Origin of the sequence: Streptococcus parasanguinis (assembly GCF_015557775.1) — a bacterium.
In the GTDB taxonomy this organism is placed as follows: Bacteria; Bacillota; Bacilli; order Lactobacillales; family Streptococcaceae; genus Streptococcus; species Streptococcus parasanguinis_AA.
This window is the reverse complement of the sequence record NZ_JADNOY010000010.1, coordinates 1-21,354: the sequence shown is the minus strand read 5'-3', so window position 1 is coordinate 21,354 and position 21,354 is coordinate 1. Positions and strand designations below refer to the sequence as shown.

Genomic DNA, 21,354 nt, shown 5'->3' with positions numbered 1-21,354 from the left:
ATGAAAATTATTGTTCCAGCAACCAGTGCCAATGTAGGGCCCGGATTTGATTCTGTTGGGATTGCCGTGACTCGTTATTTGACCATTGAAGTGCTTGAACCAGCAGATGCTTGGTTGATTGAGCATGATCTAGGAGCAGGGATTCCGACAGACGAGAAAAACCTCTTACTCTCAACAGCCCTGTCGATTGCCCCAGCTATTCAACCTCATCATATCAAGATGACTAGTGAAGTGCCTTTGGCGCGTGGTCTTGGTTCTTCTAGTTCTGTCATTGTAGCAGGGATTGAATTGGCCAATCAATTAGCCAATCTCCAGCTATCAGATGCTGAGAAATTACGCATCGCGACCGAGATCGAAGGGCATCCGGATAATGTAGCTCCAGCTATCTTTGGGAATATGGTCATTGCGAGCTATATCGGTGAGGATGTCCAATATGTCACGGCTGACTTCCCAAGCTGTGACCTTGTGGCCTTTGTACCGAGCTACCAATTGAAGACCAGCGATAGCCGCAATGTCCTACCGAAAGAATGGTCTTATAAGGAAGCTGTTGCAGCTAGTAGTGTAGCCAATGTGGCCATCGCAGCTCTCCTCAAGGGAGATTTGGTGACGGCTGGTCGCTCCATTGAGTTAGATCATTTCCACGAGCGCTATCGTCAATCCTTGGTCAAAGAATTCCCTCAGGTAAAAGAAGTTGCGCATCAACACGATGCTTATGCCACTTACCTTTCTGGTGCAGGTCCAACGATCATGAACCTTTTGGCACCAGAGCATGCCGCATCCTTTGTAGCAGCTCTCGCAGCACTTGGGCTAGATGGTCAGATTTTCCAACTTAAAATCGACACATTTGGCGTTCGTGTTGAGAAATAAACCTCAATGTAACACAAATGAAAGAAGGATGTATACAAATGTATATGTCCTTTTTGCTTCTCCTATGGTAGAATGGGAATTGTATGGGGAAAAGCTCAAGCTTTCCCGAAAGTTTAGGGGGAAACATGAAACCAGAATATTTATATAGTATTGCTACCGATCTTGGTCTGCAATTTGATGGCGAAGCTCGTGTGATGTACGGGGAGCGTGAAGGCTTCTTGTTAGTCATTGAAGGAACGGAAACCAAAAATGTTTTTAACATTTCATTTAGTGCTAAGCAAGGATCAGAGGGAGACTTAATCGAAGACGGTGAGATTCTTTGGAATGAATTAAAAGAACAATCAAAAGTCATTAATGCCATCTCTTTTGATGGTTACTTGACCTCTATCGTCGTCAAAGGTGGGATGACCAAAGGGAAGGCTGTCGAAACCTTATGGACAGCTATCCAAGATATTGTTGATTTCTTACTCAACCACCAATTTGTGCAAGTGAATGCGGAGACTGGTGAGGAAGAACCGATCGGCCTTTATCAAATCGGTGATGCGATCTTTTTAATCGATGATGCAACCTTTAGAGCCTACGAAGCAGAAGTGCAAGACACGGTGGAGGCTTATGAAGCGCGGGAAGAAAACTTCCTCTTAGGGATTGTAGGGGCCGTGATCGGTGTGATCATCGGTGGAGCAGTTGCCCTCTTAGTAGCGCGTCTCGGCTATGTGTCTGTTTTGGCAGGTGCGGCCCTCGGTTTTTGTACCATCAAAGGTTATGAGATTCTTGGTAAAAAATTGACTAAAAAAGGGGTAGTTGTCTCAGCAGTTTTGATGGTCTTGACGGTCTTTTTGGTCAACCAATTAGATTATACTTTGGCGCTTATGAATGAACTGGATTTGCCATTTGGTATGACCTGGACGCTTCTCAATGAAGCGACATTCCAAGGGGATGTCCCAGAAAACTTTTACTTGAATCTAGGCTTGCTAGCTGTCTTTACTCTTGGTGGTGCTTGGATTTCAGTCAAATCAGCTCTGGATGGACAAAAGAATCGTACCATCGCACGTAAAATTGCATAATAAATGGTAAAAGGAAGGCCTGAATACTATGGGCCTTCTTTTGTTTTTTAGGGTCGAAAAATAGTCAAAAATTTGGTATAATAGTTTGTATTTTATATAGAGAGAGAACAGACAGAAAGATGATTGAAGAAATGAATCAAATTCTTGAAGGGATTGATATCCGTTTTCAAGAACCATTAAAACATTATACCTATACAAAGGTTGGGGGAAATGCTGAATTTCTGGCCTTTCCTCGCAACCAATACGAATTAAAACGCATCGTCCAATTTGCAAACCAAGAACAAATTCCATGGATGGTCCTGGGGAATTCTTCTAATATTATTGTCCGAGATGGGGGCATTCCTGGTTTTGTTATTATGTTTGATCGCTTGCGAGATATCAGTGTAGATGGTTATGTGGTCGAAGCAGAAGCAGGGGCAAAACTCATCGAAACGACTCATGTAGCCCTGTATCATAGTTTGAAAGGTCTTGAGTTTGCTAGTGGCATTCCAGGCAGTGTTGGTGGTGCTGTCTTTATGAATGCAGGAGCCTATGGAGGAGAGATTGCTCATGTCCTTGTATCTTGTAAGGTCTTAACCAAGGAAGGGGAAATTGAAACCTTGTCGGCGAAAGAGTTGGCTTTTGGCTATCGTCATTCTAAGATTCAAGAGACAGGTGCTGTCGTCATCTCTGCCAAATTTGCTTTGTCTCCAGGCAATCACGAGCAAATCAAACAGGAGATGGAGCGTTTGACCCATCTTCGTCAGTTGAAACAACCCCTTGAATACCCTTCTTGTGGATCTGTCTTTAAGCGTCCTGTCGGTCATTTTGCAGGTCAATTGATCAGCGAAGCAGGTCTGAAAGGCTATCGAATTGGTGGTGTGGAAGTTTCTGAAAAACATGCTGGCTTTATGGTCAATGTGGACAATGGAACAGCTAAGGACTACGAAGACCTGATCGCCCATGTCATTGAGGCAGTAGAAGCTCACTCAGGCGTCCGTTTAGAACCAGAAGTTCGTATTATCGGTCAAGCCTAAGAACGTTAGTATTGAAGAACAATTGATAGAGCAAACATCGATAGCATCAGTCGGAAAGGGGGTGAGTGCCTATCGATACCGTAAATAGATGGGGCAGTCTAGTAAGTCCCCGAGAGGTATTGGTGGTCTGACAGGTCTTCCTGTCAGCCGCTGCGTTTTCGTTTGAAAAGCAGTTTGGTAATGGTAGTAAAGAAGGAATTTATGTGAATTGAAAAAACCAATTATTGAGTTTAAAAATGTTACAAAGGTCTTTGAAGATAGCGGAACCGTTGTCCTAAAGGATATCAATTTTGAATTGGAAGAAGGGAAGTTCTATACCCTGCTCGGTGCATCTGGATCAGGAAAATCAACTATCCTTAATATTATTGCAGGTCTTTTAGATGCTAGCTCTGGAGATGTCTACCTTGATGGGGAACGGATCAATGATGTCCCTACTAACAAGCGGGATGTCCACACCGTCTTTCAGTCCTATGCCCTGTTTCCGCATATGACGGTCTTTGAAAATGTGGCTTTTCCCCTTCGTTTGAAAAAGCTGGACAAGGTTGAGATCGAACGTCGGGTTTCAGAAGTATTGAAAATGGTCCAGTTAGCAGGATTTGAAAAACGTTCGATCCAAAAACTATCGGGTGGTCAACGCCAGCGGGTAGCTATTGCACGGGCTATTATCAATGAACCACGAGTGGTCCTTTTAGATGAGCCTTTGTCTGCACTTGACTTGAAACTTCGAACAGACATGCAGTATGAGTTGCGAGAATTGCAACAACGCTTGGGCATTACCTTTGTCTTTGTCACTCACGACCAAGAAGAAGCGCTTGCCATGAGTGACTGGATCTTTGTCATGAATGAGGGAGAGATTGTCCAATCTGGTACACCAGTAGATATCTATGATGAACCGATCAACCACTTTGTAGCGACTTTTATCGGGGAGTCCAACATCCTAGATGGTCGCATGATCGAGGACTACTTGGTTGAGTTCAATGGCAAAAGCTTTGAAGCGGTCGACGGGGGGATGCGTCCAAATGAACCAGTTGAAGTCGTCATTCGTCCAGAAGACTTGCGCATCACTCTTCCTGAAGAAGGCAAGCTCCAAGTAAAGGTGGACACCCAGCTCTTCCGTGGTGTGCATTACGAGATCATCGCCTATGATGATTTGGGAAATGAGTGGATGATTCACTCTACTCGTAAGGCCATCGTGGGAGAAGTCATCGGGCTAGACTTTGAACCAGAAGACATCCACGTCATGCGTCTCAATGAAACCGAAGAAGAATTCGATGCGCGGATCGAAGAGTACGTTGAAGTGGAAGAGCAAGAAGCTGGTTTGATTAATGCCATTGAGGAGGAGAGAGATGAAGAAAACAACCTCTAATCTATTTATCCTCCCCTATTTCTTGTGGATTTTTCTCTTTGTCTTGGCTCCTGTAGTCATGATTATCTTTCAATCGTTTTTCAACGTTGAAGGGCAGTTTTCACTTGAAAACTACAAAGAGTTCTTTACTTCGCAAAATCTGACCTATTTAAAGATGAGCTTTAATTCGGTCCTTTATGCCGGAATCGTCACCTTGGTGACGCTCTTGATCTCCTACCCGACTGCTTACTTTTTGACGCTGCTCAAACACCGGCAGTTGTGGTTGATGTTGATCGTCTTGCCAACCTGGGTCAATCTCTTGCTCAAGGCCTATGCCTTTATCGGAATCTTTGGTCAAAATGGCTCCATCAATAGCTTTTTAAGCTTTCTCGGAGTCGCTCCCCAGCAGATCCTCTTTACCGATTTCTCCTTTATCTTTGTAGCTAGCTACATCGAGTTGCCTTTCATGATCTTGCCGATCTTTAATGTCTTAGATGACTTAGATCCAAACTTGATCAATGCCAGCTATGATTTGGGAGCCAATCGTTGGGATACCTTCCGTCGTGTGGTCTTCCCCTTGTCCATGAATGGAGTCCGTTCAGGTGTGCAGTCTGTCTTTATTCCTAGTCTGAGTCTCTTCATGTTGACACGGATGATCGGTGGAAATCGCGTCATTACCTTAGGGACTGCGATTGAACAGCACTTCCTGACAACACAAAACTGGGGAATGGGTTCTACCATCGGAGTTGTTCTGATCCTTGCCATGCTCTTGACCATGTGGGCAACGAGAGAAAGGAGAGAACGATGAAAAAATTATCTCATTTCTATCTAGGTTTCGTCTTTCTGATCCTCTATCTTCCTATCTTCTATTTGATCTTTTATGCTTTCAATGAAGGGGGAGATATGAATACCTTTACAGGCTTCACACTTGAGCATTTCAACGAGTTGTTCGCAGATAGTCGCCTGATGCTGATCTTATCAGAGACTTTCCTGTTGGCCTTCTTGTCAGCTTTGATTGCGACGGTGATCGGAACCTTTGGAGCCATTTATATTTATCAATCGAAGAAGAAGTTAGAAGGACCTTTGCTCTCCATCAACAACATTCTCATGGTAGCGCCAGATGTTATGATCGGGGCCAGCTTCTTGATTCTCTTTACGACGGTGAAGTACCAGCTAGGTTTCCTATCTGTTCTGGCTAGCCACGTGGCCTTCTCGATTCCTATTGTGGTCTTGATGGTTTTGCCACGACTCAAGGAAATGAACCGGGATATGGTCAATGCTGCCTATGACTTAGGAGCTACCCAAGTGCAAATGCTCAAAGAGATCATGTTGCCGTATCTGACACCAGCCATTATTGCTGGCTACTTTATGGCCTTTACCTATTCGCTTGATGACTTTGCCGTGACCTTCTTTGTAACCGGAAATGGCTTTACAACCTTGTCTGTAGAGATCTACTCACGTGCGCGTCAAGGAATTTCCCTCAGTATCAATGCCTTGTCCGCCCTTGTCTTTCTCTTTAGTGTGCTCTTGGTCATCGGTTATTACTTTATTACCCGTGAAAAGGAGGAAGCAGCATGAAAAAACTTTATTCATTCCTAACTGGGATTGTCCTTGTCATTCTGGTCCTCTGGGGAATTAGCCACCAGATCGAAGCGAGCATGAATACCAAGAATAGTGACAAGCTGGTCATCTACAACTGGGGAGATTATATCGATCCAGACTTGCTCAAGGAATTCACAAAAGAAACCGGAATTCAGGTGCAATATGATACCTTTGATTCCAACGAAGCCATGTACACCAAGATCAAGCAAGGGGGAACCACCTACGATATTGCGATTCCTAGTGAATACATGATTGCCAAGATGATGGATGAACATCTGGTTGAAAAGTTGGACCAATCCAAGATTAAAGGGATGGAAAATATCGATCCAAAACTCTTGAACCAATCGTTTGATCCAGGCAACCAATATTCAGTCCCTTATTTCTGGGGTACCTTGGGGATCGTCTACAATACCAAGATGGTTAAAAATGCTCCTGAACATTGGTCAGATCTCTGGCGTGAAGAGTACAGAAATGACATCATGATGTACGATGGTGCGCGTGAGGTCATGGGAATTGGTCTCAATACCTTGGGCTATAGCCTCAATGAAAAGGATCCAAAGAAATTACAAGAGGCAGTAGATAAACTCTACACCTTGACGCCAAACATCAAAGCTTTGGTTGCTGATGAGATGAAAGGCTATATGATCCAAAACAATGCGGCTATTGGGGTTACCTTCTCAGGAGAAGCCAGCCAAATGCTCGAAGCCAATAAGGATCTTCGCTATGTCGTCCCAACTGAAGCCAGCAACCTTTGGTTTGATAACATTGTCATTCCAAAAACCGTGAAAAATAAAGAAGCAGCATATGCCTTTATTAACTTCATGCTTCGTCCTAAAAATGCTTTGAAAAATGCTCTTTATGTCGGCTACTCAACGCCAAATAAAAAAGCCAAAGCCATGTTGCCAAAAGAAATCCAAGATGACCAATCCTTCTATCCAAGCGATGAAACGCTGGACCATTTGGAAGTCTATCAACAATTAGGCAAGAAATTGCTTGGAGTCTATAACGATCTTTACCTTCAGGTCAAGATGTATCGAAAATAACACAAAAGGAACCTCAGGGTTCCTTTTTGATTGCTGCATATAGTCTCTAACTAGTGAGTTAGATTGAGATTCAAATGAAAGATGCTATAATAGTAAGGAAAGTGACTGGCCCATTCAGTCATGAAAGGAAGGATTGGAGAAGAAAAAATGAAAAGACGACTGGAACTTTTTTTGATCATCCTGTTACCGATCCTAGGCCTTCTACTTCTTGGAGGAAAGATTATGAACATGACCAAGAAACCAGAACAGAAGGTAACGGCCTCTTCTTCAAAGAAAGTAGTTCAGAAATCAGAAGAAGAAATAAAAAAAGAGCAAGTAGCCTATCTCAAAGAGCATGAGCAAGAAATCGTGGATTATGTGAAAGCCCAAAGTCCGAAAATTGAATCCGTTCAGATCGATTGGGATCAGACGCAATGGAGTGATGGTGGTCTCACAACCCCCAAATATTATATAAATGTTTTTGGTGGCATTAATCATATTGACGATTCTGGTTGGGGAATAGATATTCCAATTAATAATGATCAGTCAATTGAAATGCGAGAAATGTTTATGCTCCATGAACCTACGATTGGCGGAAAACCTATTTCCTAAGTAAGTACAATACATTTTGAAAAAGAACTGTTTTAGAGAAAGATAGCACATGATAAAACAAACGGCGTTTAAATTAATCACTACATTAGCTCTCCTTGCAAGTATAGGAGGATGTACCATAAATTCAAAAGAGCAAACGAAACAAGCACAAACTGCCACCTCTTCCTCCACCAAAGAAGATATAGAAGTGATCAAACCAAAACAGCTCGCCTATCTGAAAGAACACGAGCAAGAAATGACGGCCTATGTGAAAGCACATAATGCTAACATTACGCAGGTGTCTTATGACTGGGACAGTATTAAAACAGTTGTAGGAGGTAATGGAACACCTCAGGGAGGTGATGAAATACTATTAGTATTCGGTTATGCCAATGGAGGTGATCTAACAAATTTTAGCCTGAATTTTACCTTAGACGAAAATAAGATGCCTAAAATAGATTCAATTGGTTCAGACAATTTATATCGGGTAGAAAAGAAATGATCCGTCCGTTAGATAATGAGAATTGCAATAGAGGAATCAGTTTTAAACGAAATAAAATTATGAAAAAATAAATAAACAATCTGGTGATCACAATTACTTTCATTTCAACACTTGGATATCTAGAAGGATGTGTGAAGCAAGAACGTGAAAAGACCAGACGAGAGAAAATTGTCGCATCCTCATCAATTAAAGAAGACACAGAAGTCTTTAAACAAAAACAGCTCGCTTACCTCAAAAAACATGAAAAAGAAATCGTCGATTTTGTGAAATCAAAGAGTTCAAAGGTTGAATCTATTCAAATTTATTGGGACGAAACGCAATGGATTGAGGGTGGAAATGGGACACCACAAGGTGGAGATGAGGTCGTAGAAATTTTTGGCACCGTCAATCAACTTGAAGATTCAGGATGGAGGGTGGATGTCGTATTGGATTCTGATCAAAAGATGACATTCAGTATGGGCCAACATATTAGTATTAAGGGTGATTATATCGAGTAAGAGTTGGAAAATTTAAAACCTTTAAGTTTTTGTAGTCAATGTTATTGAATTAGTTATTTTATTAGAATATCTAAATGACTTTACTGGAGTTTATCAAAAACGAAAAAAATGAGTAAGATCCACTTATTTTATTTAATAAATACTACAATAAAAGCTGACATCAAAAGCTAAAAAAAATCAGTAAGGTTGTCCTTACTGATTTTTTAGTTTGTTCCGGATGATGCTGTATCTGCGCCACTGTCTGTTGCGGTGGAACCTTGATCTTGTGCGGCAGATGAACTGTTTTCTGTAGCGGATGAGCTATCGGTTTCTTTTTGTGAACTAGCATCTGTATTGCTTGAATCGGTTTGCGTATTGGTATTAGCATCTGTATTGGTAGCGCTTGAGTCAGATCCCTTATCGTGGACCACGACGACGCTGGTGCTACTAGATGGTTTATCTTCTGTTTTTTGATTGTCTTTATTAAGCAGGCTTATAATCGTAAAAGAAGTGACGATAATCCCTAAAAGACTGGCAATCGTGGCGACAACTGTTTGAAATAGTGACAGGCCTTGTTTGACTTTTTCACCACGTGAGGGTCTAGAATCTGTAGTATCCTCAGGTTTTTGGTTTTTGTTGCTTCTTGAATATTGTGACATGTTCATTCTCTTTCTATCAAAAATTGTTTTTTAACACTTTCTTATTATAAGTCATTTTCTGAAAAATGTCTAAAAAGAACTGAATTTTATGAAGTGATTTTACTTCATCTCTCTTTATCAAATCCTTGTCCCAAGCGGTTAGAAATGATAAAATAGAAGTTACGTAAAAAGAAAGTGATGGATGCGTAGGACATGATTTATTTTGACAATTCAGCAACGACCAAACCTTATCCAGAGGCTCTTGCGACCTATACAGAAGTAGCGACACGGATTTGGGGCAACCCATCTAGTTTGCACAATCTAGGTAATCAAGCGACTCGTATTTTGGAAGCTTCTCGGAAACAAATTGCTGAGCTAATTGGCAAGAAAGCTGATGAAATCTACTTCACGTCTGGTGGGACAGAAGGGGACAACTGGATCCTCAAGGGTGTCGCCTTTGAGAAAGCTCCTTATGGTAAGCATATCATTGTCTCTGACATCGAGCATCCGGCTATCAAGGAGTCCGCTGCTTGGTTAAAGACGCAGGAATTCGAAGTGGATTATGCTCCAGTGGATGCGCGTGGCTTTGTCAAAGTAGATGCCTTGGCTAGCCTTCTCCGTCCAGATACGACCTTGGTCTCTGTCATGGCTGTCAACAATGAGATTGGCTCCATCCAGCCCATCCATGAAATTGCGGCTCTCCTAGAGGATCGTCCAACGATTAGTTTCCATGTCGATGCGGTTCAAGCTTTAGCCAAGGTAGCAACAGAAGTTTATCTACCAGAGCGCGTGGACTTTGCGACCTTCTCTAGTCATAAATTCCATGGTCTTCGTGGAGTTGGCTTTGTCTACATCAAAGAAGGCAAAAAGATCACACCCCTCTTAACGGGTGGAGGTCAAGAAAAAGAAATGCGCTCGACAACTGAGAATGTGGCAGGTATCGCAGCAACCGCAAAAGCCCTACGCTTAGCTATGGAAAACCAAGAAGCTTTTGCCAGCAAGACCCAGCAGATGAAAGAAGTGATCCGCAAAGAATTGGCCAACTATCCAGATGTCACTGTCTTTTCTGGTGAGGATCACTTTGCCCCTCACATCTTGACTTTCGGGATCAAGGGAGTTCGTGGTGAAGTAGTGGTCCATGCCTTTGAAGAGTTTGATATTTACATCTCGACCACCAGTGCCTGCTCGTCCAAGGCTGGAAAACCAGCTGGTACCTTGATTGCCATGGGAGTGGACAAGAGCATCGCTCAGACAGCAGTTCGCCTCAGTCTCGATACTGAAAATGACATGAGCCAAGTCGAGCAATTCTTGACCAAGTTCAAACTGATTTACGAACAAACACGAAAAGTACGTTAAATTATAGAAGGAAATCAATATGACCTTAACCTATTCAGAAATTATGATTCGCTATGGAGAACTTTCTACTAAAGGGAAAAACCGCATGCGTTTCATCAATAAACTTCGCAATAATATCCAAGATGTTTTATCTATTTATCCGGCTGTCAAAGTGACAGCGGACCGCGATCGGGCCCATGCTTATCTACATGGGACGGATTATGAGCCGGTGGCAGAATCCCTCAAGCAAGTTTTTGGGATCCAAAATTTTTCACCTGTTTACAAGATTGAAAAATCAGTACCAGCCTTGAAAGCTGCGGTGCAAGAGATTATGAAGGAGATATACAAGGACGGCTTGACCTTTAAAATCTCAAGTAAGCGGAGTGACCATACCTTTGAACTCGATAGTCGCGAACTCAATCAAACCCTAGGTGGTGCTGTCTTTGAAGCCATCCCAACGATTCAGGCTCAGATGAAAAAGCCAGATATCAACTTGCAAGTTGAAATTCGAGAAGAAGCAGCCTACATCTCTTATGAAACCATCAAGGGGGCAGGAGGTCTTCCAGTTGGGACTTCTGGAAAAGGGATGCTCATGCTTTCTGGTGGGATCGACTCTCCAGTAGCTGGCTACTTAGCCTTGAAGCGTGGAGTAGATATCGAAGCGGTCCACTTTGCGAGCCCCCCTTATACCAGTCCAGGTGCCTTGAAAAAAGCCCAAGACTTAACACGGAAGTTGACCAAGTTTGGGGGCAATATCCAATTTATCGAAGTGCCCTTCACAGAGATCCAAGAGGAAATCAAGGCAAAAGCACCGGAAGCTTATCTCATGACCTTGACCCGCCGCTTTATGATGCGCATCACAGATCGTATTCGCGAGGTTCGCGGTGGTTTGGTGATTATCAACGGTGAAAGCTTAGGACAAGTGGCTAGTCAAACCTTAGAGAGTATGCAGGCCATCAATGCGGTAACCAATACACCAGTTATCCGTCCGGTGGTGACCATGGACAAGTTGGAAATCATCGATATTGCCCAAGAGATTGATACCTTTGAAATCTCTATCCAACCGTTTGAAGACTGTTGTACCATCTTTGCACCAGATCGTCCAAAGACTAATCCGAAACTCAAAAATGCAGAGCAGTATGAGCAACGTATGGATGTGGAAGCCTTAGTTGAGCGAGCTGTAGCAGGCATCATCGTAACAGAGATCACACCAAAAGTAGAAAAAGACGAGGTTGATGACCTGATTGAGGATTTGCTATAGGAGAGACTGGGCGTATCCAGCCTCTTTTTCTAACCAACTTAAAGGAGACAAGATGAAAAAAATTATCGTATTAATGACAAGTTTGCTTCTGTTGACAGGCTGTGTCAAAGTATCGTTTACTGGCCCGAAAAAAGAAGAGAAGACTAGCCAATCAAGCAATAGAAAAAAAGAACCCCTCACATTTGTCAGGGCCGAGCAGTATAAAGACCAGGACAACGAAGTCTTGGAAGCGTCTGAGAAATTTATCAAGGAACATCCAACGCTTGGAGAAGCTGGAAAATTATTTGTCTTTTTCCCAGGCTATACCTTTGGAAATGAGGAAAATCGCTTCGCCTTATTCTTTATTGTGAATCGTACCACCACCACCATCGATCGTGATGGATCCTTTGTCCTGAATTTGGAATATGATGGAGAGCCACTTTTTAAAGATGTCACAGTTGACTATGAAGTGAGCGAATCGGGTGTGTTAAAACCCAATACTGCTGCAGCGATTCCGATAAAAATTACTAAGGAACAAGAAGAAAAAATGAAGGGGATGAACGATTCGTCTAAAGCCAAAATGAGCTTCAATGACTTTAAATTTAAGGATAAGTAGATGAAGGCAGGTTTTGAATGCGATCTTAAACTACAAGATACAAAAAATAGATTTTTCAAAGAAAATTCGCTTTCAAAGCGCAAAAATACTTGTCTTTGTCTGATAGAAGTGATATACTTAGAGAGTTGACTATGCACATGCCTGTGCAACCGCTCGAACATCGTCGCTCATTTCCATGAGAGTAAGTGGTTCGTCCCACGATGCTAGGCGAGTCTTCACAAAAATACGGGGAAACCCAAAAATACATAGGAGGTGCATAATGAGCACATACGCAATCATTAAAACTGGCGGAAAACAAGTTAAAGTTGAAGTTGGTCAAGCAGTCTACGTTGAAAAATTGAACGTTGAAGCTGGTCAAGAAGTTACATTTAACGAAGTTGTTCTTGTTGGTGGTGAAAACACTGTTGTCGGAACTCCACTTGTTTCAGGAGCTACTGTTGTTGGAACTGTTGAAAAACAAGGAAAACAAAAGAAAGTTGTTACTTACAAGTACAAACCTAAAAAAGGTAGCCACCGTAAACAAGGTCACCGTCAACCTTACACTAAAGTTGTCATCAACGCTATCAACGCTTAATTTTTAGGAGAACACATGATACAAGCAGTCTTTGAACGAGCCGAAGATGGCGAGCTGAGGAGTGCAGAAATCACTGGGCACGCTGGAAGCGGTGAATATGGCTTTGATGTCGTGTGTGCATCGGTTTCGACTCTAGCCATTAACTTTGTCAACTCTGTTGAGAAATTTGCAGGCTACGAACCGGATCTAGAATTAAACGAAGAAGAAGGTGGCTTCCTTCGGGTCACAATCCCGACAGATATTCCACCACATCAAAGAGAAATGACCCAACTATTCTTTGAATCATTTTTCTTAGGGATGGCAAACTTATCGGAGAACTCTTCAGAGTTCGTCCAAACAAGAGTTATCACAGAAAACTAACATGGAGGAAAACAATTATGTTGAAATTGAATCTTGCTAACTTGCAACTTTTCGCCCACAAAAAAGGTGGAGGTTCTACATCAAACGGACGTGATTCACAAGCAAAACGTCTTGGAGCTAAAGCAGCTGATGGACAAACTGTAACAGGTGGATCTATCCTTTACCGTCAACGCGGAACACACATCTACCCAGGTGTGAACGTTGGACGTGGTGGAGACGATACTTTGTTCGCAAAAGTTGAAGGCGTAGTACGCTTCGAACGTAAAGGTCGCGATAAAAAACAAGTTTCTGTTTACCCAATCGCAAAATAAAAAGGTTTTCTAAACCTTTTTGTCCCGAGCCTTGATCCAAAGGTGAGGAAGCTAGAAATAGCAAAATTAAAGCTTTCTGATTTATCAGAAGGCTTTTTTCTTTTATTTATTTAAAAAATTCATGTTTACTCCTGTTAATATAATGTTTGAATTTGTGTTTTTTGAAAAATGTAGTATAATAGAGACAAATATAGTAGGAATGGAAGTAGTACCATGAAAGATAGCAGACATGTTGAAATTCTTCAGGAACTGGATCGAAAAAGTGTGGTATCAGTCAAAGAACTCAAGGAACTCTTTGGGGTGACAGACATGACCATTCGTCGCGATCTGATCGATCTTGAAAAACAAGGTCTTTTAGTTCGTGTACATGGTGGAGCCCACAAAAAGGTAAAAGATAGTTTGTTAGAGGCTTCTCACAGTGAGAAAAATCTCATCAATATTGATGAGAAACGAACCATTGCAAAAAAATGTGCAGAGTTGATCGAAAATGGGGATACCGTCTTTATTGGGTCAGGTACGACAACAGATTTTATCGGTGACTATTTAGAGGGAAAGGAAATCAGTATCGTCACCAATTCCCTCCCCATTTTTGAAAAGCTAAAGGATTTTCCAAATTATGACCTGATCTTAGTTGGTGGTCGCTACCGGGTGAAGACACAAACTTTTGTCGGTCAATTTGCCAATAAACTCTTGAAAGAAATCAAGGTTTCTAAAGCTTTCATCGGGGTCAATGGCATCGATGGGCATCATGTTTCCACAGCAAATGAAGAAGAGGGAAATGGTAATGCTATTATTCTAAACAATGCAATTGAGAAATATGTGGTTGCTGATAACAGTAAGTTTGATAGCTATTCTTTCTATAGTTTCTATCGAGTGGAAGACCTGAATGCCATTATTACTGATGATAGTATTCCAAAGAAGATCAAAGACAAATATGCCTTGTATACGAAAATCATATAAAACAAAATATGGTGTTTTTATTTTTAAAAAATGTTCGAAAATAAACAATTTAATGTTGACTTTCGTTCGAAATAGGTGTAATATAATATCAAAAGTAAGAAAATGTTTCTTTGTGAAAAATTAACAACAGGGATATTTGCTGAAACAAACAAAAGGAGGACAGGACATGTCTATTGTAATTGGTGCAGATGCTGCAGGATTAAGATTAAAAGATCTCGTGAAAGAATTTCTTGTAAAAGAAAACTTCGATGTTGTAGATGTAACCGCTGAAGGTCAAGATTTTGTAGATGTGACACTTGCAGTTGCGAGCGAAGTGAACAAAAACGATCAAAATCTTGGAATCGTGATTGATGCTTATGGAGCTGGTCCATTTATGGTTGCGACTAAAATCAAAGGAATGGTGGCAGCAGAAGTTTCAGATGAACGTTCTGCTTATATGACACGTGGACACAACAATTCTCGAATGATTACCATGGGAGCTGAAATTGTTGGGGATGAATTGGTGAAAAACATTGCCAAAGGCTTCGTCAATGGTAAATACGACGGCGGCCGTCACCAAATCCGTGTTGATATGTTGAATAAGATGTGCTAATGAGAGGAGAATTCAAATGAGAATTGCAATTGGTTGTGATCACATTGTGACAAATGAAAAAATGGCTGTTTCTGATTTTTTGAAATCAAAAGGATACGAAGTGCTCGACTTTGGGACTTATGACCATACACGTACCCACTATCCAATCTTTGGTAAGAAAGTCGGTGAAGCCGTAGCAAGTGGCCAAGCAGATCTTGGTGTTTGTATCTGTGGTACTGGTGTTGGGATTAACAATGCTGTTAACAAAGTACCTGGTATCCGTTCTGCCTTGGTACGCGATATGACAACTGCTCTTTATGCAAAAGAAGAATTGAACGCGAATGTCATCGGGTTTGGGGGTAAAATTACGGGTGAATTGCTCATGTGCGATATCATTGAAGCATTCATCCACGCTGAATACAAACCAACTGAAGAAAATAAAAAATTGATCGCTAAGATCCAACATGTGGAAACCCATAATGCTCATCAAGCGGATGCTGATTTCTTTACAGAATTCCTTGAAAAATGGGACCGTGGTGAATACCACGACTAAGAGGTGACGTATGATATTAACGGTCACGATGAACCCTTCGATTGATATTTCTTATCCTTTGGATGTACTCCAGTTGGATACTGTCAATCGTGTGGCTGATGTGAGTAAGACAGCTGGTGGGAAAGGTCTTAACGTTACTCGTGTACTTTCTGAGATAAAGGATCCAGTGGCAGCGACTGGCCTACTTGGTGGTCGAACGGGACAATTCATTCTCGATCATTTAGGAGAAGGGATAGAGGAACGTTTCTTTGAAATTGCTGGAGATACACGTAATTGTATCGCCATCCTTCACGAAGGCAAGCAAACAGAAATCTTAGAAAAAGGTCCAACCATTTCTGAGAAAGAAGGCCAAGACTTTCTCGACCATTATCGTCACTTGGTTGAACAAGTAGAGGTTGTTGCCATCTCTGGAAGTCTTCCTGCTGGTTTACCAGTGGACTACTATGCTAGCCTTGTCAAGATTGCAAGGGAAGCTGGGAAACCAGTCGTACTTGATTGCTCGGGAGCTTCTTTAGAAGCTGCCATTCAAACAGCTGTCAAGCCTACGGTCATTAAACCAAACAATGAAGAATTATCTCAGTTGTTAGGAAAAGAAGTGAGTAAGAATGTGGAAGACTTAAAAGAAGTTCTTCAGGATTCTCTCTTTGATGGCATCGAATGGGTGATTGTCTCCCTTGGTGCAAATGGCGCTTTCGCTAAGCATGGGGATGTCTTCTATAAGGTAGATATTCCTAAGATCGATGTCGTCAATCCAGTCGGATCTGGTGATTCGACTGTTGCAGGGATTGCATCTGGTCTCTATCATCATGAGAGTGACGCAGACTTGCTCAAGAAAGCAAATGTTCTTGGAATGTTAAATGCGCAAGAAGCACAAACAGGACATGTCAACATGGGGCATTATGATGCCTTGTATCAACAATTAATCGTAAAAGAGGTATAAAATGGTATTAACAGAACAAAAACGCAACTATTTGGAACGTCTTAGTACAAAAGACGGTGTCATTTCAGCTTTGGCCTTCGACCAACGTGGGGCTTTGAAACGCTTGATGGCCAAATATCAAGACACAGAACCAACAGTAGCACAAATGGAAGAATTAAAAGTCCTTGTAGCTGATGAATTGACAAAATATGCTTCATCTATGTTATTGGACCCAGAATATGGTCTACCTGCTACAAAAGCCTTGGACAAAGATGCTGGTCTCTTACTTGCCTATGAAAAAACAGGTTACGATACATCAAGCACCAAGCGCTTGCCAGACTGCTTGAACCTTTGGTCAGCAAAACGCATCAAAGAACAAGGCGCAGATGCTGTGAAATTCTTGCTCTACTATGATGTAGACAGTGCAGATGAACTCAACCAAGAAAAACAAGCTTATATCGAACGCATCGGTTCTGAATGCGCTGCTGAAGATATTCCATTCTTCCTTGAAATCTTGGCTTATGATGAAGGAATTGCAGATGCAACCTCTGCTGAATATGCGAAAGTGAAACCTCGTAAGGTGATTGAGGCTATGAAAGTCTTTTCAGATCCTCGTTTCAATATCGATGTCTTGAAAGTGGAAGTTCCAGTTAATGTGAACTTCGTGGAAGGATTTGGAGAAGGAGAAGTTGTCTATAGTCGTGAAGAAGCAGCTGCTTTCTTCAAAGAACAAGAAGAAGCAACCAACCTTCCATACATCTACCTCAGTGCAGGTGTATCTGCAAAACTCTTCCAAGAAACCTTGGAATTTGCTCATGCATCTGGTGCAAACTTCAACGGCGTTCTTTGTGGACGTGCGACATGGGCAGGTTCAGTAGAAGCTTACATCAAAGATGGAGAAGCAGCTGCTCGTGAATGGCTTCGTACAGAAGGGCGTCAAAATATTGAAGAATTGAACGCAGTCTTGGATAAAGTAGCAACACCTTGGACAGAACGCGTATAAGAAACAAATCGTTATTGCCTCCTAAAGCAACATTTAGAACATTGGAAGGAAGAAATTCCTTCCAATGTTCTTCATTATTTTTAGGCTTTGTTTATTTTTTATAAAAAATGTTTAAAAATTTTCGCTGTAAGGGTTTACAAAATAAAAAACTTATGATAGAATAAGTTCATAAGTTAAATAGCAGTGAGCGTTACTAAGTTAGATTAGGCGTGACCACAAGTAGATTGAATGATTAGCATAGGCTAGTTTTTTCAGTTGCTTCGTGGTCATTTTTATTTGCTTTTAACAAATTTTACAAAGGAGAGCCTCATGTATCGTATTATCCATCCAATGAACAATAATGTTGCTTTGGTTCAAAATGAGCTTCAACAAGAGTTAATTGTTGTTGGGAATGGGATTGCTTTTGGTAAAAAGAAACATGATCTAGTAGCTGATGATAAGGTCGAAAAAGTATTTCGTTTAAACACGGATGAATCAAGAGAAAACTTTATGGCCCTTCTAAAGGATGTTCCTCTTGATTTCATTACAACTACTTATGAAGTGATTGATACCTTGTCTAAGAAATATGCCTATCCTGTTCAAGAATATATCTATGTGACACTTACAGATCACATCTTTTGTTCTTACCAGGCGGTTCAACAGGGAAGATACAAACACAGTGATCTACCTGATGCGTCTGCTATGCATCCGATTCCCTATAAAATCGCAAAGGAAGCGATTGAAATCTTTCGAGAGCGGCTCTTGGATCAATTTCCTGATGACGAAGTGAATCGTATCGCCTATCACTTCATCAATGCACAAGGGGAAGTCATTCATGAGCAGGATCCTGATGTCCAAGATCGCCAAGCGATTTTGAAAGCTGTAGAAGAAAAACTAGCTCAAAATGGATTGAAACGGAAAGAAGAAAACAGTCATTTCTATGATCGCTTTATGATCCATCTCAATTATTTCCTAGATTCGCTAGATAAGGGAAGAGAAGATCCAGAAGGTTTGAGCGAGATGGAACAACTGATTCAGCTAAGTTATCCAAAGGCTTATGAGATTAGTCATCAAATCTACCAAACCATCGCTGAACAGACAGGAGCCAAGATATCTCCTAATGAAAAAGTCTATTTAGCCCTTCATATTCAACGTCTATTATAAAAATTTTCAAAAGGTATCATAAGGAGGAACCAACATGAATAAAGAAGAAGTCCAATTACTTGGCTTTGAAATTGTCGCTTATGCCGGTGACGCTCGATCAAAATTAGTGGAAGCCTTAAAAGCTGCTGAAAATGGTGATTTTGCTAAAGCAGAATCCTTAGTAGAAGAAGCGGGGTCTTGTATCGCTGAGGCTCACAAATCTCAAACGACCATGCTAGCGCATGAAGCAGCAGGAGAAGAAATCCCCTATAGCATTACCATGATGCATGGTCAAGACCATCTCATGACAACAATCCTATTAAAAGACGTGATTCACCATCTGATTGAACTATATAAAAGAGGAGCGAAATAATGAATAAACTGATTGAACTGATTGAAAAAGGGAAACCTTTCTTTGAAAAGATTTCTCGAAACAAATATTTGCGAGCGATTCGGGATGGCTTTATTGCAGGGATGCCTGTTATCCTTTTCTCATCTATCTTCATCCTAATTGCGTATGTACCAAACGCTTGGGGATTCCATTGGTCTAAAGATATTGAAACTTTCTTGATGACTCCATATAGCTATTCTATGGGCATCTTGGCCTTCTTCGTTGGTGGTACAACGGCTAAGGCTTTGACTGATTCAATGAACCGCGACCTTCCAGCAACTAACCAAATCAACTTCATTTCTACAATGTTGGCTTCTATGGTTGGCTTCTTGCTCATGGCTGCCGAACCTGCTAAAGAAGGTGGATTCTTAACAGCCTTCATGGGTACAAAAGGTCTGTTGACAGCCTTCATTGCAGCCTTTGTTACCGTTAATGTTTATAAGGTCTGTGTGAAAAATAATGTGACGATTCGCATGCCAGACGAGGTTCCACCAAATATTTCACAAGTATTTAAAGACCTGATTCCATTTACATTGTCAGTTGTACTCTTGTATGCACTTGAATTAGTTGTGAAAGCAAGCCTTCATGTAACGGTTGCTGAATCAATCGGTACCCTTCTTGCTCCACTATTCTCAGCAGCAGACGGTTATGTTGGTATTACGATTATTTTCGGTGCCTTTGCATTCTTCTGGTTTATTGGTATTCACGGCCCATCTATCGTTGAGCCTGCGATTGCAGCGATCACTTATGCAAATGCCGAAGTCAACTTGAACCTCCTTCAACAAGGTATGCACGCTGATAAGATCCTTACATCTGGTACACAAATGTTCATCGTCACTATGGGTGGTACTGGTGCAACTCTTGTTGTTCCGTTCATGTTTATGTGGTTATGTAAATCGAAACGAAATCGTGCTATTGGACGCGCTTCAGTAGTTCCTACATTCTTTGGTGTAAACGAACCAATCTTGTTTGGTGCACCACTTGTTTTGAACCCAATCTTCTTTATCCCATTCATCTTTGCACCAATTGCAAACGTATGGATCTTTAAGTTCTTTATTGAAACACTTGGCATGAACTCATTTACTGCCAACCTTCCATGGACTACACCAGGACCTCTTGGTATTGTTCTTGGTACAAACTTCCAGTTCTTATCATTCGCTCTTGCAGCATTGTTAATTGTAGTAGATATTGTTATCTACTATCCATTCCTCAAGGTTTATGATGAACAAATTCTTGAAGAAGAACGTTCAGGTAAAACTAATGATGAATTAAAAGAAAAGGTAGCTGCAAACTTTAACACTGCAAAAGCAGATGCTATTCTTGAAAAAGCTGGAGTAGATTCAGCACAAAATACAATTACTGAAGAAACAAACGTCCTCGTTCTTTGTGCTGGTGGAGGAACAAGTGGTCTTCTTGCCAATGCTTTGAATAAAGCCGCAGAAGAGTATAAAGTTCCAGTTAAAGCTGCAGCAGGTGGCTATGGAGCCCACCGTGAAATGTTGCCAGAATTTGACCTTGTTATCTTGGCGCCTCAGGTTGCTTCCAACTTCGAAGATATGAAGGCTGAAACAGATAAACTAGGCATCAAATTGGCGAAGACAGAAGGTGCTCAGTACATCAAGTTAACCCGTGATGGAAAAGGTGCTCTAGCCTTTGTTCAAGCTCAATTCGATTAACGATAGGGACTGTGAAACAGTCTCCTATCGTAACGGAAATCGCTATGGCGATTTTCCTAATCGACTTGTTAATTCGTCGGTAAAAATATATCGTTTTTACCTCCTCATGTCACAATTCGGTGGCTTGGTACAAGAAGTGAGATGGAGATGGATGGCTCACTAACTCCTCTCCATCTTGCTTTATTTTTATTTTATGATTGAGAAGGGGAAACTTATGTCAAAAACATTACCTAAAGATTTTATTTTTGGTGGCGCAACTGCAGCTTATCAGGCAGAAGGTGCGACTCATACAGACGGTAAAGGACCTGTTGCATGGGATAAATATTTAGCAGACAACTATTGGTATACTGCTGAACCAGCGAGTGATTTCTACCATAAATATCCAGTAGACTTACAGTTGGCGGAAGAATATGGCGTAAACGGAATTCGTATTTCTATTGCTTGGTCACGTATTTTCCCAACTGGCTATGGTGAAGTCAATCCAAAAGGGGTAGAATTCTATCATAAGTTATTTGCAGAATGCCATAAACGTCATGTAGAACCATTCGTAACTCTTCACCACTTTGATACTCCTGAAGCTCTTCACTCAAATGGAGACTT

At 41.4% G+C, this 21,354-nt stretch carries 26 protein-coding genes and 1 other annotated feature; of the genes, 25 read left to right on the top strand and 1 reads right to left on the bottom strand.

Features of this window, described 5'->3' with window-relative positions:
• The 10 genes from thrB to I2F76_RS10250 all read left to right on the top strand — a co-directional run bounded on the left by thrB (nucleotide 1) and on the right by I2F76_RS10250 (nucleotide 8,506).
• Nucleotides 1–867, top strand: coding sequence for a homoserine kinase (gene thrB / locus I2F76_RS10295; protein WP_195487804.1), 867 nt, complete (start codon nucleotides 1–3; stop codon nucleotides 865–867).
• Nucleotides 868–992: 125 nt separating this feature from the next.
• Nucleotides 993–1,931 carry a hypothetical protein gene (locus I2F76_RS10290; protein ID WP_229289747.1) on the top strand — a complete coding sequence of 313 codons (939 nt, stop codon included), beginning with the start codon at nucleotides 993–995 and terminating at the stop codon, nucleotides 1,929–1,931.
• A 119-nt stretch (nucleotides 1,932–2,050) separates the two neighbouring features.
• Entirely contained in the window at nucleotides 2,051–2,947 is an 897-nt protein-coding gene (gene murB, locus I2F76_RS10285; protein WP_195487802.1) for a UDP-N-acetylmuramate dehydrogenase, read from the top strand.
• Between the two features lie 208 nt (nucleotides 2,948–3,155).
• Nucleotides 3,156–4,313 (top strand): ABC transporter ATP-binding protein, encoded by a 1,158-nt coding sequence (locus I2F76_RS10280; RefSeq protein WP_195487801.1) that lies wholly within the window; start codon nucleotides 3,156–3,158, stop codon nucleotides 4,311–4,313.
• Nucleotides 4,294–5,100, top strand: a complete 807-nt coding sequence (locus tag I2F76_RS10275) for an ABC transporter permease (protein WP_061590835.1) — start codon at nucleotides 4,294–4,296, stop codon at nucleotides 5,098–5,100. The genes I2F76_RS10280 and I2F76_RS10275 overlap by 20 nt, the downstream gene beginning before the upstream one ends.
• Nucleotides 5,097–5,870: an ABC transporter permease gene (locus I2F76_RS10270; protein ID WP_195487800.1), complete on the top strand. Its 774-nt coding sequence runs from the start codon at nucleotides 5,097–5,099 to the stop codon at nucleotides 5,868–5,870. Before I2F76_RS10275 ends, I2F76_RS10270 begins: the two co-directional genes overlap by 4 nt.
• Nucleotides 5,867–6,937 (top strand): ABC transporter substrate-binding protein, encoded by a 1,071-nt coding sequence (locus I2F76_RS10265; protein WP_031573562.1) that lies wholly within the window; start codon nucleotides 5,867–5,869, stop codon nucleotides 6,935–6,937. The genes I2F76_RS10270 and I2F76_RS10265 overlap by 4 nt, the downstream gene beginning before the upstream one ends.
• A gap of 147 nt (nucleotides 6,938–7,084) precedes the next feature.
• Entirely contained in the window at nucleotides 7,085–7,528 is a 444-nt protein-coding gene (locus I2F76_RS10260) for a hypothetical protein (RefSeq protein ID WP_195487799.1), read from the top strand.
• A 49-nt stretch (nucleotides 7,529–7,577) separates the two neighbouring features.
• Entirely contained in the window at nucleotides 7,578–8,009 is a 432-nt protein-coding gene (locus I2F76_RS10255; protein WP_195487798.1) for a hypothetical protein, read from the top strand.
• A 131-nt stretch (nucleotides 8,010–8,140) separates the two neighbouring features.
• Nucleotides 8,141–8,506, top strand: a complete 366-nt coding sequence (locus tag I2F76_RS10250; protein ID WP_324250404.1) for a lipoprotein BUG3 — start codon at nucleotides 8,141–8,143, stop codon at nucleotides 8,504–8,506.
• Nucleotides 8,507–8,709: 203 nt separating this feature from the next.
• Here the strand turns inward: I2F76_RS10250 and I2F76_RS10245 are convergent, their stop codons facing one another.
• Nucleotides 8,710–9,144, bottom strand: a complete 435-nt coding sequence (locus tag I2F76_RS10245) for a DUF6556 family protein (RefSeq protein ID WP_195487797.1) — start codon at nucleotides 9,142–9,144, stop codon at nucleotides 8,710–8,712.
• A gap of 192 nt (nucleotides 9,145–9,336) precedes the next feature.
• Here I2F76_RS10245 and I2F76_RS10240 point away from each other — a divergent pair, with 192 nt between their 5' ends.
• From I2F76_RS10240 to I2F76_RS10170, 15 genes are all read left to right on the top strand, one after another.
• Nucleotides 9,337–10,479, top strand: a complete 1,143-nt coding sequence (locus tag I2F76_RS10240) for a cysteine desulfurase family protein (RefSeq protein ID WP_195487796.1) — start codon at nucleotides 9,337–9,339, stop codon at nucleotides 10,477–10,479.
• Between the two features lie 19 nt (nucleotides 10,480–10,498).
• Nucleotides 10,499–11,719, top strand: a complete 1,221-nt coding sequence (gene thiI, locus I2F76_RS10235; RefSeq protein ID WP_195487795.1) for a tRNA uracil 4-sulfurtransferase ThiI — start codon at nucleotides 10,499–10,501, stop codon at nucleotides 11,717–11,719.
• A 52-nt stretch (nucleotides 11,720–11,771) separates the two neighbouring features.
• Nucleotides 11,772–12,314, top strand: coding sequence for a membrane lipoprotein lipid attachment site-containing protein (locus I2F76_RS10230; RefSeq protein WP_024055387.1), 543 nt, complete (start codon nucleotides 11,772–11,774; stop codon nucleotides 12,312–12,314).
• 137 nt (nucleotides 12,315–12,451) lie between these two features.
• Nucleotides 12,452–12,539 (top strand) — a sequence feature (ribosomal protein L21 leader region).
• Nucleotides 12,540–12,573: 34 nt separating this feature from the next.
• Nucleotides 12,574–12,888, top strand: a complete 315-nt coding sequence (gene rplU / locus I2F76_RS10225) for a 50S ribosomal protein L21 (protein ID WP_003007734.1) — start codon at nucleotides 12,574–12,576, stop codon at nucleotides 12,886–12,888.
• Between the two features lie 15 nt (nucleotides 12,889–12,903).
• Nucleotides 12,904–13,248 carry a ribosomal-processing cysteine protease Prp gene (locus I2F76_RS10220; protein ID WP_003002581.1) on the top strand — a complete coding sequence of 115 codons (345 nt, stop codon included), beginning with the start codon at nucleotides 12,904–12,906 and terminating at the stop codon, nucleotides 13,246–13,248.
• Between the two features lie 17 nt (nucleotides 13,249–13,265).
• Nucleotides 13,266–13,559, top strand: coding sequence for a 50S ribosomal protein L27 (gene rpmA, locus I2F76_RS10215; RefSeq protein WP_003002805.1), 294 nt, complete (start codon nucleotides 13,266–13,268; stop codon nucleotides 13,557–13,559).
• Nucleotides 13,560–13,772: 213 nt separating this feature from the next.
• Nucleotides 13,773–14,519 carry a DeoR/GlpR family DNA-binding transcription regulator gene (locus tag I2F76_RS10210; protein ID WP_009731217.1) on the top strand — a complete coding sequence of 249 codons (747 nt, stop codon included), beginning with the start codon at nucleotides 13,773–13,775 and terminating at the stop codon, nucleotides 14,517–14,519.
• A gap of 166 nt (nucleotides 14,520–14,685) precedes the next feature.
• Nucleotides 14,686–15,111 carry a galactose-6-phosphate isomerase subunit LacA gene (gene lacA / locus I2F76_RS10205; protein WP_195487794.1) on the top strand — a complete coding sequence of 142 codons (426 nt, stop codon included), beginning with the start codon at nucleotides 14,686–14,688 and terminating at the stop codon, nucleotides 15,109–15,111.
• Nucleotides 15,112–15,127: 16 nt separating this feature from the next.
• Complete coding sequence (lacB, locus tag I2F76_RS10200; RefSeq protein ID WP_003002763.1) at nucleotides 15,128–15,643, top strand: galactose-6-phosphate isomerase subunit LacB; 516 nt, start codon at nucleotides 15,128–15,130, stop codon at nucleotides 15,641–15,643.
• A gap of 10 nt (nucleotides 15,644–15,653) precedes the next feature.
• On the top strand, nucleotides 15,654–16,583 hold the full coding sequence (locus I2F76_RS10195) for a tagatose-6-phosphate kinase (protein WP_195487793.1): 930 nt from the start codon (nucleotides 15,654–15,656) through the stop codon (nucleotides 16,581–16,583).
• 1 nt (nucleotide 16,584) lies between these two features.
• The gene (lacD, locus tag I2F76_RS10190) at nucleotides 16,585–17,565 is read left to right on the top strand and encodes a tagatose-bisphosphate aldolase (RefSeq protein WP_155124826.1); all 981 of its coding nucleotides are present in this window, start codon (nucleotides 16,585–16,587) and stop codon (nucleotides 17,563–17,565) included.
• A 309-nt stretch (nucleotides 17,566–17,874) separates the two neighbouring features.
• Nucleotides 17,875–18,708, top strand: a complete 834-nt coding sequence (locus I2F76_RS10185) for a PRD domain-containing protein (RefSeq protein ID WP_049485463.1) — start codon at nucleotides 17,875–17,877, stop codon at nucleotides 18,706–18,708.
• Nucleotides 18,709–18,742: 34 nt separating this feature from the next.
• Entirely contained in the window at nucleotides 18,743–19,060 is a 318-nt protein-coding gene (locus I2F76_RS10180) for a PTS lactose/cellobiose transporter subunit IIA (protein WP_003007713.1), read from the top strand.
• A complete protein-coding gene (locus I2F76_RS10175) occupies nucleotides 19,060–20,754 on the top strand; it encodes a lactose-specific PTS transporter subunit EIIC (protein ID WP_031573630.1) in 1,695 nt (564 codons plus the stop codon). The genes I2F76_RS10180 and I2F76_RS10175 overlap by 1 nt, the downstream gene beginning before the upstream one ends.
• Before the next feature lie 214 nt (nucleotides 20,755–20,968).
• Nucleotides 20,969–21,354: family 1 glycosylhydrolase (locus I2F76_RS10170; protein WP_195487792.1), on the top strand; the 386-nt coding region annotated here is incomplete at its 3' end.